Here is a 14,020-nt window from a genome sequence, read left to right on the forward strand (position 1 = left end):
GCCCCTCACCCTGCGTCGCTTTGCGACGCGGTCCTTCGCTCTGCCCCCGGCCCTTGCGTATAGCGCAAGGGCGTTCAGTCGGGCGTGCGCCAATGGCGCACAAGCGCCCGCCTTCACCCCGCAAGCGGGCGAGGGATAAGCCAAGCGGGACGAGTGATAGATCCTGAGGCGGCAGTATCTTTGTCCTTCTCCCCGTTTGCGGGGAGAAGGTGCCCAACGGGCGGATGAGGGGTCGGCGAAGTGGCGGACTCACCGTTGCCGCACCACCAATCAGTTCAGGACGCTTCCACCGCAGTCACTACCTGTCGACCCATCATCCGACTCCCGATAACCGCAAACGCAATCGTCGCCACCAGCGTGATGCACATAAGATGCAGGTAATGCAGCGGCGTCCACACGAAGGTGAAGACCGCATATAGCGTCACCCCGAACAGCATCGCCCAGCGCAGCGCCCGCGCCTTCGCGCCGCGAACGAAGATGGCCACGATGAATGCCGCCAGCACCGGCATCGAATACAGCCCGTTGAGTTGCTGCAGCGTGCCGATGATGCTGCGTGCGTGCTCGTACATCGGCACCAGCGCCAGCGACACCAGCATGAAGAGCAGCTGCACCCGCTGACCGATCCGGCGTCCGTTGGCCTTCGGGTTCACCAGCGGCAGATGGATGTCAACCGTGTACAGCGCCGCCGTGGAATTCAGTGCCGCGCTATAGCTCGACACCACTGCGCCGGTAATCGCCGCCGCGAACGCGCCTGACAGCCATGGCGGCAGTACGTCACCGACCAGGCGGCCGTAGGCGTTGTCGTCGATATCACCGTACAGCTTGAACGCGATGATGCCAGGCAACACCACGATGAACGGCGTCAGGAACTTGAAGAACGCCGCGGCGTAGATGCCCTTCTGGGCTTCGCGGATGTTCTTGGCCGCAAGCGCGCGCTGCGCGATCACCATGTTGGTGCCCCAGTAGAAGATGTGCGCGAACACCATGCCGGTCAGCAGCGTTGGCCAGGGAATATCGGAATCCGGACCACCGAACAGCGTGAGCCGTTCGGCCGGAATGCCCTCCAGGCTCCAGCCGATCCGGTCCAGCGCGAAGAACGTCACCAGTCCACCCATCACCAGCAGCACCACGCCCATGTAGGTGTCCGAGATGGCGATGGCGCGCAGGCCGCCCAGCGCCGCGTATGCGAGGCTGGCGAGTGCGAACAGCGCCGCGATCATCACGATCGGCATGTCCGGCTGGAACATCGACTTCATGAAGCGCGAGCCGGTGTACAGCACCATCGGTAGCAGGATGAACATGTAGCCAAGCAGGAACAGCACCGATACCGTGCGCCGCAGGCTGGCATCACCGAGGCGATGCTCGAGGAGTTCGGTGGTCGTGGTGCACTTGTACTTGTAGTACATCGGCACCAGCACGTGCGCGAGCACCAGCAGGCCCGCCGCGGCGCCGAACTCCCACCACACCTGCAGCAGGTTCTGCGCGCCGTTCATGCCGACGATCTGTTCGGCGCTGATGTTGGTCAGCAACAGGCTGCCGGCAATGAACGGCCACGACAGCGTGCCGCCGGCGAGGAAGAAATCGTGCGAGGCATCATGCGTATCCCGCTTCTCCCGACGCACGCGCCACCAGGTGGCGAGTGCGACCAGCGCGCTGAGGAACAGGAACACGCCAAGTTGGATGGCATTGGAATTCATCGCGATCTCCAAGACGCGCCATGAAAGGCGCGCGGCATCTGCAAATAAAAAGGCCCTTGCCGCCGGGGGCAGGCAAGGGCCGAAGCGACACGGAGGCCCGTTCTTAGAACTTGTAGCTCACACCGAACAGCACGGTGCGGCCCCACTTGATGTTCTCGAGCGGGCGATCCTTGGTGCCGGCGTACGTGCGGTAGGAGGAGTTGTTGAGATTGCTCACCTGGAGCAGCAGGCTCAGGCCCTCAAGCCCTTCGTCGCTGAACTTGTAGCTGACCTGCGCATCGGTGATGTCCTCACCCACCACGTAGCGCAGCGTGCGTTCGCCGGCAAAGTTGCCGATCTCGCCGATGAAGTCGGAACGCTTGCGCTGGCTGACGCGGGCTTCGAAGCCACCGCGTTCGTAGTAGGCGGTGAAGTTGTAGACCCGGTCCGACAGGCCCGGCAGCGTGATCGGATCGTTGCCGACACTGGAGCTGTTTTCAGGCGCCGCGACCTTGATGCTGCTGTCGTTGAAGCTGGCGCTGGCGATGACGCCGAAGCCATGCAGCGGCTCCCACAGCATGTCCAGCGGCAGCGATGCGGTGAGTTCGACGCCCTGGAGCTTGCCGCCCTTGCCGTTGAACGGGCCGCTCAGCGTGCCGGTGGTCAGTGCCGCCGGGCACGGCTGGTTGGGACCGGCCGGCGTGGTGCAGGTGTTGGGCGGCGTGTAGCTCGCGACTAGTTCGGAGAAGTCGTAATCCTGGCTCTGATTGAAGATGTAAGTGCGCAGGTCCTTGTAGAAGTAGGCGGCGGCCACATACGCCTTGGTGCCGAAATACTTCTCGTAGGAAACGTCGAACGCGTTGGCGCGCCACGGATCGAGCAGCGGATTGCCGCCACTCGCACCGGGCCTGCCGGTTGCGCTATCGACGCCGAAGTCGAGCGAGGAACGCAGCTGGTCCACGCGCGGGCGGGCGACCTGGCGGGCCAGCGCTACACGAACCGTCTGGTCGGCGGGCAGCATGAAGGCGAGATTCATGCTCGGCAGCACGTCGGTGTAAGTCTTGCCGTTCTCGAAGCGACGGATCTCGCTGCCGGCCGGCTGGGTGTGATCCCATACGTTCGACGCGGAGGACTGGTCGGCATGCTGCAATTGCACGCCGACATTGCCGCGCACCGGCACCGAGCCCAATTCGGTATCGATGTTGGCGCGCACATAACCGGTGCTCAGCTTCTCCGAGACGCTCCAGGCCTTGGAAATCAGCCACGGCGCGTTCTCGTTCGGGTCGAAGGTCATATAGCGCTTGACCGCGCCGGGCACGTTCCAGGACGGAATGAAACCGACGCCGGCGAAGCGCAGGTCGACCAGGCCGTACTGCAGATCATCCGCGATGGTCGTGTCGCCCTGCGCGCCGACGTTGATGTTGCCCTCGGGCTGGTGCTTTTCCTTCTCGCGATCGGCGTAGTTCAGGCCGACATCGACACCCGAGAACCAGCGGCTGAGCGCTTCGGGCGCGTTGAAGGTAGCGCCGAGCCGGAAGCTCTTGAGCTCATCCTCGACCTTCGGCGTCTTGCCGTAGCCGGAGCCGTAGATCGTGCCGCGCAGGAACAGCTTGCTGGGGTCGGAGTAATCCAGCCCAGGCGTCAGTTGCGAGAAGCCGCCGCCCGAATAGTGCAGCGTCAGCGAGTCCAGCTGCGGTGCCGGTGCCAGCTGGGTGTTGTTCTCCAGGTTGAGTTCGTCGCGCTTGGCCTTGGAGTAGCTGACGTCGGCGACGATCTTGACCGACTCGAGATTGAACTCGTTGTTCCAGCCGAACGCGTCGATCTTGTCTTCGCGCTTGTTGTACATGCCGCGTACCAGCGGATAGACGTTGTGGGCCACGCCGCCGACGAAGGTGCCGTTGTCGTTGATCTGGACGTCGGTGACATTCAGGCGGCCGTATCCGCCGTTGTAGTCACCCAGATTCACCTCGAACTGGTTCGCGGTGTCTTCCTGGGTGGCTTCGGAGTGGAACAGGTCGAGCGTGCTGGTCCAGGTGCTCGACGGGCGGTATTCCAGCGTTCCCATCACGCCATCGCGCTTCACGTAGCCGGTGCGACGCAGCGCCTTGATGCCGTCGGAATAGAACGTGCCGGCAGGTACGCCCGGACGCCAATCGGTCCCGAGTTCCTTCCACGGTTCGTACAGGCCGACCTGCTCTTCCTGGATCGGCGTATTGGAATGCGAGTAGCCGAGCGCGACACCGATGGTGCGATCGGCGAACTGTCCGATGTAGCTGGCGTTGATGCGCTCGCCGTAAGCGGATTCGCCGCCCGCGGCGCCGAGCGAGTTGTGCTGACCACGGACGCTGAGCGCGGTGACGCTCTTGTCGAAACGCAGCGGTCGCACCGTCTGCATGTCGATCGTGCCCGACAGGCCCTGACCCACCAGGCCGGCATCCGGCGTCTTGTAAACGGTCACGCCGCTCATCAGCTCGGACGGGTACTGGTCGAATTCCACGCTGCGGTTGTCGCCGGTGCTAACCAGCTCGCGACCGTTGAGCAGGGTAGTGGCGAAGTCGGGCGAGAGGCCACGCACGCTGATCACCTGCGCACGGCCGGCTACACGCTGCGCCGAGAGGCCCGGCAGGCGTGCAATCGATTCGGCGATGCTCACGTCCGGCAGCTTGCCGATGTCCTCGGCCGATACCGACTCCACGATCGAGGTGGAGTCCTTCTTGGTCGAGATCGCGTCTTCGATGCCGACGCGGATACCGGTCACCGTCACCGATTCAAGCGTCTTGGCTTCTTCCTTCTTCTTTGCATCAGCTTGCTGCTTCTGCGGTGTCGCCTGCTGCGTCTGCTCCTCGGCGGTCTGCGCCTGAGCACCCGCAGCGAGCATCATCGTCGCCGAGGCCAAGGCAACGCTCAGCAGGTTTCTCTTGAACTGCACCATCACTCCCCCTCCGGAATGAACATTCTTGTAGTCGTCTGCGGCCGCAATGCGCGGCTCGTGAACCTTTACGTGCGGGAGCAATGGCTTCCCGCGAACGCCAGTCGATGGTAGTGCCGGGCGCAACCGCACAATTTCCCTTGCATACGTATTCATGGGAAAGGCCGCGGCAAACTGGCGTCGGCATCACCACCGCGTGGAATAGTCCGGCCGGCGGCGGTGTCCGCTCCAACCTGTCGAAGCGGAGGTGTCGTGGGTAGATGGTCCGGCAGCTGTGTCCTGGCGCTGGCGCTCGCAGCTGCACCGCTGGTGCGCGCGGCAGAGGCAACGCCCGCCGGATTGCACGTGCCGTCTCCCGATTGGCGCGATCAGGTGATCTATTTCCTGATGGTCGACCGTTTTGCCGACGGCGATGCGAGCAACAACGACCAGCACGCGGGCGAATACGATCCGGCGGACGGCGCCAGGTTCAGCGGCGGCGACCTCGCCGGTGTGAGAGAGCGACTCGACTACATTCGCGGGCTTGGCGCCACCGCGATCTGGATCACTCCGCCCGTGGCGAATCAGTGGTGGAGCGAGGCATCGCAGTACGGCGGCTATCACGGCTACTGGGCGCGCGACTTCCAGGCGGTCGACGCGCATTTCGGCAGGCTGGGTGATTACCAGGCCCTCTCCCGCGCGATCCACGGCGAAGGCATGTACCTGGTCCAGGACGTGGTGGTGAACCATGTTGGCAACTATTTCGCCTACTCGGACGGCTGGAAGCTGGACGATCCGCGGGCGCACTTCCAGCTGCAGTCGACGCGAGCTGGCGAAGCCGCGCCGGCGCGATCACCGTTCTTCCTGAACGATCCGCGGCGCCGTCGTGATCGCGATGCGGCGATCTACCACTGGACTCCGGACATCGCCGATTACAACGACCGCAACCAGGAATTGAACTGGCAACTGGCCGGCCTGGACGATCTCAATACCGAAAATCCTGCAGTGCGCGACGCGCTACGCGCGGCCTATGGTTACTGGATCCGCGAAGTGGGCGTGGATGGGTTCCGTGTCGACACCGCGTTCTATGTGCCGCCGGAGTATTTCGCCGATTTCCTACAGTCGCCTGATCCGCGTCATCCGGGCATGTCGCACGTTGCGGCCGCCACGGGGCGCGCCAATTTCCATGTGTTCGGCGAAGGCTTCGGGCTCGATCGTGCCTTCGACGACCGCAACGCGCGCAAGATCGACAGCTACATGCGTGGCAACGGCGAAGGCGCGAATACGCTGTTGCCCGGCATGATCAACTTCCCGCTGTACGGCACGCTCGGCGATGTATTCGCCCGCGGTCGTCCGACGCGCGAGCTGGCCTGGCGCATCGACGACATGATGCGGGTGCACGCGCAGCCCTGGCTGATGCCGACCTTCGTCGACAATCACGACGTCGACCGCTTCCTCGCGACCGGCGATGAGGCCGGCCTGAAGCAGGCGCTGCTGGCGATCATGACCCTGCCCGGCATTCCGACGATCTACTACGGCACCGAGCAGGGCTTCACCGGGCAGCGCGACGCGATGTTCGCTGGCGGCTTCAGGGCGCAAGACCGTGATCACTTCGACACGCAAGCGCCGTTGTACCGCTATCTGCGGCGCGCCATTGCATTGCGCCGCGAGCATCGCGTGCTCTCGCGCGGCACGCCGGTCGTGCTTGCCGCGAATTCCGCCACCCCCGGCGTCTTGGCCTGGCGCATGGACGCGAACGGCGACTCGGCGCTGATCGTATTCAATTCCTCCGATCGCCCGGCCCTGCTAGACAACCTGGCGACAGGACTGGCGTCCGATCGAAGCTGGCGCGCGCGGTTCGCGATCGATGGCGCGGCACCGGCTTTGGCTGCCGATACGCGCGGTCGCGTCAGTGTGGTGTTGCCGCCGCGCTCGGGCTTTGTCTGGGAGGCGGTCGCCGCGGCGGCTCCGCACGAGCGCGACGACGGTGCACCGGTACTGGATGCGGGTGCCTTATCCCAGGTAAGCGACGACTTCACGCTGCGCGGGCATGCCGCGCCAAGGGATGCCGTGCAGCTGGTCGTCGATGGTGACCTCGCCGCTGCGGTGCGCACGCACGCGGATGCGCATGGGCGCTGGCAGGCGAGGCTGGATACCAGCGACATGATCGATCCCGACGTGCCCCATTCCGTGGTTGCATGGAACCCCACAGCGGCACGGGCTTCCACGCGGCACGAGTTCCGTGTGGATCGCGCGTGGCGGTTGGACATCGAGGCCACGGATCCAGAGGGCGACGATGACGGACCGCAGGGCCACTACCGCTATCCACTGGACTCAGGTTGGAGCGAGCGTCGTCCCGCCGATCTGCTCGGGGTAAAGGCGTGGAGTTCGGGCGGTGCGTTGAAGCTGCAGTTGCGATTGCGCGATGTCGTCGCTGCGTGGAATCCCGCCAACGGCTTCGATCATGTCGCCTTCACCGTCTACCTGCAGCTGCCGGGACGTACCGATGGCGCCACGATCATGCCGCTGCAGAACGCGACGTTGCCCGACGGCATGCGTTGGCACTATCGGCTGCGAGCGCACGGTTGGTCCAACGTTCTGACAAGTGCGGCCGGGGCTTCGGCAAGCAACGAAGGAGCGAAGGTCGTGCCGGGCGCGCGGATTGAAGCCGACGTGCAGGCGAACACGGTCACGTTCACCCTGCCGGCGCGGTCGCTGGATGGGGTTCGTTCCTTGTACGGTGCGCGGCTCTATGTCACGACCTGGGACTACGACGGCGGTTATCGCGGATTGGCCCCGACGGCAGGAGCGGCCGTTTTCGGCGGTGGCGAGGGTGCAAGCGATCCACTGGTGATGGATGCCAGCGCGGTGCTGATGGTTCCTTGAGTTTTGTAGAGCGGAGCTTGCTCCGCCGCTCTTTCACATAGCTACCCGGCAAAGGCAGCGGAGCAAGCTCCGCTCTACAAAGAGAATCCGGTTAGTCGCTTTTGCCGTATGCCCAACGCAGGAAGCCGGGCAGCATCCGCGCCCACGATGCCTGATTGTGCTGGCCGCCTTCGAGCACATTCAGGACAACGTCACTGCGCGCGGGATGCACTGCATATTCGAGATTCACGCGGAAGCCCAGTTGGCGCAGCCCCCGTGTCTTCAGCGCGCCACCGGCATGCCAGCCATCGATCAGGTCGCGTGTATCGTCCAGCGCATCGTTGACTCCGTCGCCATCGCGATCGGCGGCCTCCTCGCGGGTGCCGACCGCGAAGTATTGCCGCAGCGTTCGCCGATGCGGACTCCCGGCTGCCACCATCTGCTGGGCCAGGCGCGTGCGCTGTACCGCATCGACATCGCCGCTTTCGGCCGACAGCCAGAATGAAGGCGAGAACGCGCCGACCCGGCCGAACACTTCCGGATACTGCCAACCCAGGTTGAAGGCGTTGAGCGCGCCCAGCGACCAGCCGAGCACCGCGCGTTGCTTCGGCGTGGCGCGCGTGCGATAGCGCGCATCGATCATCGGGACCAGTGTCTTCGTCACCCACTCGCTGTAGGCGTGTGCGGTAGTGCCGACTGGGCCGTATCTGGTCTGCGCAATCACGCTGTGACCGTGCGCGCGATCCGACAGGCCATAGGCGCCCATGCGATCGGGCGGCATGTCGATGGCGATGACGATCGCCGGCTGGATTGCATCTTTCGCATACAACGCGGCCAGCGTGTCCTGCAGGCCCACCGCTTCCATGTCCTGTCCATCGTTGATGTAGAGCGTCGGATAGCGCTCGCGGGACGCCACTGCGTAGTTCGGCGGCAGATACACACGAACGCGCAGCGGTGCCGGCGCGACATCCGGCGCGGCGAGCAGCAGCGCATCGATCTGGGACTGAGCTACTGCCTCCGCGACACTGCGTTGCGGCTCCCCATGGCGGTGGGCGCAACCGTTGAGCAGCAGCGCGCCGCACAGCGAGGCCGCGATGCGAACGATTGCGCACGGACGAACCGACCCCGGACTCACGTCGCTCACCGCTTCGGATGAAACCGGATCGCCGCGCCGCCGCCGCTGCCTAGCCGGAGCGTCAGCGTCTCGCCGCGCTTCACCGTCCGCTCTTCGCGCACGAAGGCGAACGGGTTGGTCTTCCAGTCGGCGCCGTCGCCATCGCGGTAGATCTGCGCGACATAGCTGCGTCCTGGATCAAGGAAGATCAGCGGGATTTCCAGGGTGCGCGCGCTTTCGTCGGTCACGCTGCCCAGATACCAGTCCTCGCTGTTGCGGTCCTTGCGTACGATGGTGGCAAAGTCGCCGACTTCGCCGTTGAGCACGCGCGTGTCCTGCCAGTCGGTAGGCACGTCGACGATGAACTGGAACGCGTCCATGTGCTGCGCATAGTGCTCGGGCAGATCCGCCGCCATATGGATCGGGCTGTAAAGCACCACGTAATCGGCGAGCTGGCGCGCCAGCGTGTTCTGGATCACCTGGCCGTTGCGGCCCCTCAGGCTCACCACGCCGGGCGTGAAATCCATCGGGCCGGCCAGCATGCGGGTGAAGATCAGGTTCGGCTCGTGTTCGGGCGGGTTGGGCGGATTGCCCCAGGCGTTGAATTCCTGGCCGCGTGCGCCTTCGCGCGATACCCAGTTCGGATAGGTGCGACGCAGGCCGGTATCCTTGATCGGCTCGTGCGCATCGATCGCGATGTGATGCCGTGCGGCCGCTTCCAGCACGTGCAGGTGGTGATTGCTCATCCACTGGCCTTCGTGCCATTCGCGCACCACCGGACCGTCGATTTCGTCCTGGCGTTCGATCTGGCCGGCGTCGCACACGTAGCCGGTCTTCACCGCATCGATGCCCAGGCGTTCGAACAAGACGAAGGCGTCGTCCATCTGCCGCTCGTAATGGCTCACCGCGCAGGCCGTTTCGTGGTGGCCGATCAGGTGCACGTCTTTCGCTTTCGCATAGGCCGCGAGCGCGGCGAGATCGTAGTCCGGCGTGGCTTTGGCAAAGTTGAAACCCCAGCCGTTGGCGAACCAGTCGCCGTCCCAGCCCACATTCCAGCCTTCGACCAGCACGCCGCGGAAGCCATGCTTGGCCGCGAAGTCGATATAGCGCTTCGTATTCTCTGTGGTCGCGCCGTGCTTTGGGCCGGTGGCCCAACTCTGTTGATCCAGGTGCAATGACCACCACACCCCCACGTACTTGGAGGGCTTGAACCAGCTGACGTCGCCGAGCTTGTTGGGCTCGTTGAGGTTGAGGATCAGATTGGATTCGACCAGTCCGCCGGCGCGATCGGCGATCTGGATCGTGCGCCACGGCGTGCTGAACGGCGTGTGTCGCACAACCTTCGCCGGACTGCCTGGGGTCAGCATCGCGCGCAGCCGGCCGTCGTCGCCCTTCGCCAGGTTCATGCCGGCGTAGTCGACGAGCGCGGCTTCGTGCAGGGCGATATGGGTGCCGTCGCTGGTGCGCAGGGTAAGCGGCGTCTGCGCGATGCCGACTTCGGCCAGTGGTGTGCGGTGGTACAGGTATTCCTCGCGGTTCCATTCGAACGCTGGGATCCACCACGCGGTTGCCGGCTGCGCGATCGCGAATTCGGTCAGTTCCTCCTGGATCTGGACTTCGTCCAGCGCCGGTTGCTTCGGCAGTTCGTAGCGGAAGCCGACGCCGTCGTCGAACACGCGGAACACCATGTCGAAGCGGCGGTGATCGTGGTCGCGTTCGACGAACGTGGCACGCAGCTCGTTATGGTGGTCGCGCACGAAGCGGCGCTCGCCCCAGGGCTGCTCCCAGGTTTCGTCGAAGCCGCGTGTGGATTGCTGTTCCAGCGCGAGGCCTCGCAGCAACTGGCGACCATTGCGCAGGATGAAGCCAAGGCGCGAATCGGCGAGCAGCGGCTGGCCCTTGCGCAGGACCCGGTACGCCAGCCGACCTTCGCCGTTGAGGTCGAGCTCGACCCGCAGTGTCTTGTCTGGAGATTCGACGCTGGCGACGGTTTCGGCATGGGTCGCGAAGCTTGCGGTGCAGAGCAGGATCAGGAGGACGATCGGGCGCATCTGGAATCCCTCAACAACACGCTGGGATGTGAGTGTTCTTTATAGGTGCCGGGCCTGCTGCTCGGCGCGCTCCTTCCTGCCGTCACGCAAAGCGTGCCGAGCAAGCTCGGCACTACAAAGCAACCGCGTAAAGCGCGCCGTGCGCGGGCAGCTGCACGGTTCTTTGCTCAATCCGGCCGTTGTGCACCCCCGGTGCGGCAACGGCCTGCACCTGCAGATCGGATGGCAGCGGCCATTCGATCGCGGTCGCCGAGAGGTTGAACACCACCAGCAGCCTCTGCATCTCGCACTCGCGGACGAAGGCCAGCACCGGTTCGGGCGTGTCGAAGAATCGGATCGACCCCTGGCGCAGCGCGGGTTGCGTCCTGCGCCAGCGCAGGAAGGCGCGTGCGGCATTCAGCACCGACTGCGGATCCGCGTCCTGGGCCGCGACATTGCGCTCGATGTGATCGAGCGGAATCGGCAGCCACGGCGCATACTCGCTGAAGCCGGCCTGCGCCGAACTGTCCCACGGCATCGGTGTGCGGCACCCATCGCGACCCTTGAAATTGGGCCAGAACGTCTTGCCGTACGGGTCCTGCAGCGCGTCGTAGGGAACGTCGGCTTCCGGCAGGCCCAGTTCCTCGCCCTGGTACAGGCACACCGAGCCACGCAACGAGCACACCAGTGCGACCAGCAGCGGCGCGAAGCCGTCGCTCGCACCGTTGCCATTCCAGCGCGTCACCGCACGCTGCACGTCGTGATTGGAAATCGCCCAGCACGGCCAGCCTTCGCGCATCGTCGCTTCGAGCCGTTCGACCGTGCCGCGGATATAGCCGGCACTGAAGTCGTCGGTCAGCAACTCGAAGCTGTAACCCATGTGCAGGCGCTGGTCGTTGCAGTACTCCGCCATCGTAGCCAGCGAGTCTTCCGAAGAGATCTCGCCCAGCGTGGCCGCGTCGGGATAGTGGTCGAGCAGAGCACGCAGCTCCTCGAGGAACTGCAGGTTCTCCGGCTGCGTGTTGTTGTAGTGGTGGTACTGGAAGGCGTAGGGATTGTCCGGGCTGAAGCCGCGGCCGATACGCAGTTCCATCGGCTTGGGCGGGTTATCGCGCAGCTTCGCGTCATGGAAGCAGAAGTTGATCGCGTCCAGGCGCAGCCCGTCCACACCCTTGTCCAGCCAGAAGCGCACGTTATCGAGCGTCGCCGCACGCACGTAGGGATTGTGGAAGTTCAAGTCCGGCTGCGACGAGAGGAAATTGTGCAGGTAGTACTGGCCGCGTCGTGGCTCCCAGGTCCACGCCACGCCACCGAAGAGCGACAGCCAGTTGTTGGGCGGGGTGCCGTCCGGCTTCGCATCAGCCCAGACGTACCAGTCGCCGCGCGCATTGTCGCGACTCTCGCGGCTCTGCCGGAACCATTCGTGCTCCGCCGAGGTATGGCTGAGCACCTGGTCGATCATCACGCGCAGGCCGAGCGCGTGCGCCTTCGCGAGCAGGCGCTCGAAGTCGGCGAGCGTGCCGAACAGCGGATCGACATCGCGGTAGTCGGCGATGTCGTAGCCGAAGTCGGCCATCGGCGACTTGAAGAAGGGCGAGATCCAGATCGCATCGACGCCGAGGCTGGCGACGTAATCCAGCTTGTCGACGATGCCAGGCAGGTCGCCGACGCCATCGCCGTTGGTGTCCAGGAAGCTGCGCGGGTAGATCTGGTAGATCACCGCGCCACGCCACCAGCGGTTCGTCGCCATTACGTCCTCGAGCCTTTCCGTCGTAGCCGCGACTATTCCACGTTGCTGCTTCCGCCGAGCGGCCCCCCGGTCACGGCAACGCCTGAATACGATTACATTTCATTGTGCAGTGCGAGCGCTGACTACCATGCGTGCCGTCATCGATCGAGACAACCGGATGAAGCAAGCCGTCGCGCCGCAAGGCACACAGAACAAGCCGCAATTGTCGTTCTGGCAGATCTGGAACATGTGCTTCGGCTTCCTCGGCATCCAGTTCGGCTTCGCCCTGCAGAACGCGAACGTCAGTCGCATCTTCCAGACCCTCGGCGCCAGCATGGAGGAGATCCCGATGCTCTGGATCGCGGCGCCGCTGACCGGCCTGCTGGTGCAGCCCATCGTCGGCCACTTCTCCGATCGCACCTGGACGGGCCTGGGCCGGCGGCGCCCGTACTTCCTCGCCGGAGCGGTGCTGACTTCACTGGCGCTGTTCTTCATGCCGAATTCGCCGGTGCTCTGGATCGCGGCCGGGCTGCTCTGGATCATGGATGCTTCGATCAACGTATCGATGGAACCGTTCCGCGCCTTCGTCGGCGACCAGCTGCCGGTGAAGCAGCGCGCGACGGGCTTCGCGATGCAGAGCTTCTTCATCGGTGTCGGCGCGGTGGTGGCGAGCCTGCTGCCGTGGCTGCTGGCGAAATGGGGTGTGTCCAACACCGCGGCGGCGGGACAGGTCCCCGATACCGTGCGCTACGCCTTCTACGCCGGCGGTGCGGTGTTGCTGCTGGCGATCGGCTGGACGGTACTGCGCACGCGCGAATACCCGCCCGAGACCCTGAAGGCATGGGACGAGGCGCCGGTATTGCGACCGCGCGCCCGGAACGTGCCCGCGATCCGTGCGGCCTCGTTGGCCTGTCTGGCCGTGGGTGTGGCAGGCATCGCCGGCGTCGTGGCGTTCGGTCTGGACAAGGCGTTGATCATCTTCGCCAGCCTGTTCGTGGGATTTGGTCTGGCCTTCTTCGCGCGCACATTCGTGCAGGGACAGACTGCTTTCACCCACATCATCGACGACCTCCACGACATGCCGCCGACGATGGTGAAGCTGGCGGTGGTCCAATTCTTCTCGTGGTTCGCGCTGTTCGCGATGTGGATCTACACCACTGGCGCGGTGACTGGCGTGCATTACGGTAGCAGCGACACGACGTCGGCCGCGTACAACGAGGGCGCGAACTGGGTCGGTGTGTTGTTTGCAGCCTACAACGGCTTCGCTGCGCTCGCGGCGGTCGCGATTCCATGGATGGTGAAGCGCTGGGGGCTGCGGATTTCGCATCTGGTGAATGCATCGCTCGGCGGGTTGGGCCTGCTCTCTTTCGTGGTGATCCGCGATCCGCAGTGGCTGCTGCTGTCGATGGTCGGGGTCGGCTTTGCCTGGGCCTCGATCCTGTCGCTGCCCTACGCACTACTGTCCGACTGCGTGCCCGCGCAGAAGATGGGCGTGTACATGGGCATCTTCAATTTCTTCATCGTGATCCCGCAGCTGGTGGCGGCGAGCCTGCTTGGCGTGCTGCTCAAGCTGTTCTTCGGCGGACAACCGATCTATGCGCTGGTGATTGGCGGGATCAGCCTGCTGGTTGCCGGGTTGTGCGTGCTGCGCGTGCGCGAGCCCGCGCAGCAGGTGGCTTTGACGCCGGCCAATTGATC

The 14,020-nt window shown here is 64.7% G+C and carries 7 protein-coding genes; 2 read left to right on the forward strand and 5 right to left on the reverse strand.

All coding sequences use genetic code 11. From position 1 onward, the window contains the following. Nucleotides 1-275: 275 nt before the first annotated feature. Nucleotides 276-1,697, reverse strand: a complete 1,422-nt coding sequence (locus ACYVGK_RS02265) for an SLC5 family protein (RefSeq protein WP_460731599.1) — start codon at nt 1,695-1,697, stop codon at nt 276-278. A gap of 103 nt (nt 1,698-1,800) precedes the next feature. Further along, the gene (locus tag ACYVGK_RS02270; protein ID WP_460731600.1) at nt 1,801-4,608 is read right to left on the reverse strand and encodes a TonB-dependent receptor; all 2,808 of its coding nucleotides are present in this window, start codon (nt 4,606-4,608) and stop codon (nt 1,801-1,803) included. Between the two features lie 249 nt (nt 4,609-4,857). Here ACYVGK_RS02270 and ACYVGK_RS02275 point away from each other — a divergent pair, with 249 nt between their 5' ends. Further along, nucleotides 4,858-7,470, forward strand: a complete 2,613-nt coding sequence (locus tag ACYVGK_RS02275; protein WP_460731601.1) for an alpha-amylase family glycosyl hydrolase — start codon at nt 4,858-4,860, stop codon at nt 7,468-7,470. Between the two features lie 91 nt (nt 7,471-7,561). Here ACYVGK_RS02275 and ACYVGK_RS02280 read toward each other — a convergent pair whose 3' ends face one another. From ACYVGK_RS02280 to ACYVGK_RS02290, 3 genes are all read right to left on the reverse strand, one after another. After that, nucleotides 7,562-8,584 (reverse strand): alpha/beta hydrolase, encoded by a 1,023-nt coding sequence (locus tag ACYVGK_RS02280; RefSeq protein ID WP_460731602.1) that lies wholly within the window; start codon nt 8,582-8,584, stop codon nt 7,562-7,564. A 5-nt stretch (nt 8,585-8,589) separates the two neighbouring features. Next, the gene (locus ACYVGK_RS02285; RefSeq protein ID WP_460731603.1) at nt 8,590-10,614 is read right to left on the reverse strand and encodes a glycoside hydrolase family 97 protein; all 2,025 of its coding nucleotides are present in this window, start codon (nt 10,612-10,614) and stop codon (nt 8,590-8,592) included. Nucleotides 10,615-10,726: 112 nt separating this feature from the next. Further along, nucleotides 10,727-12,343, reverse strand: a complete 1,617-nt coding sequence (locus ACYVGK_RS02290; RefSeq protein ID WP_460731604.1) for an alpha-glucosidase family protein — start codon at nt 12,341-12,343, stop codon at nt 10,727-10,729. A 157-nt stretch (nt 12,344-12,500) separates the two neighbouring features. Here ACYVGK_RS02290 and ACYVGK_RS02295 point away from each other — a divergent pair, with 157 nt between their 5' ends. Further along, nucleotides 12,501-14,018 (forward strand): MFS transporter, encoded by a 1,518-nt coding sequence (locus ACYVGK_RS02295; protein WP_460731605.1) that lies wholly within the window; start codon nt 12,501-12,503, stop codon nt 14,016-14,018. The last annotated feature ends 2 nt before the right edge of the window (nt 14,019-14,020 follow it).

This window comes from Lysobacter tyrosinilyticus (assembly GCF_054779815.1).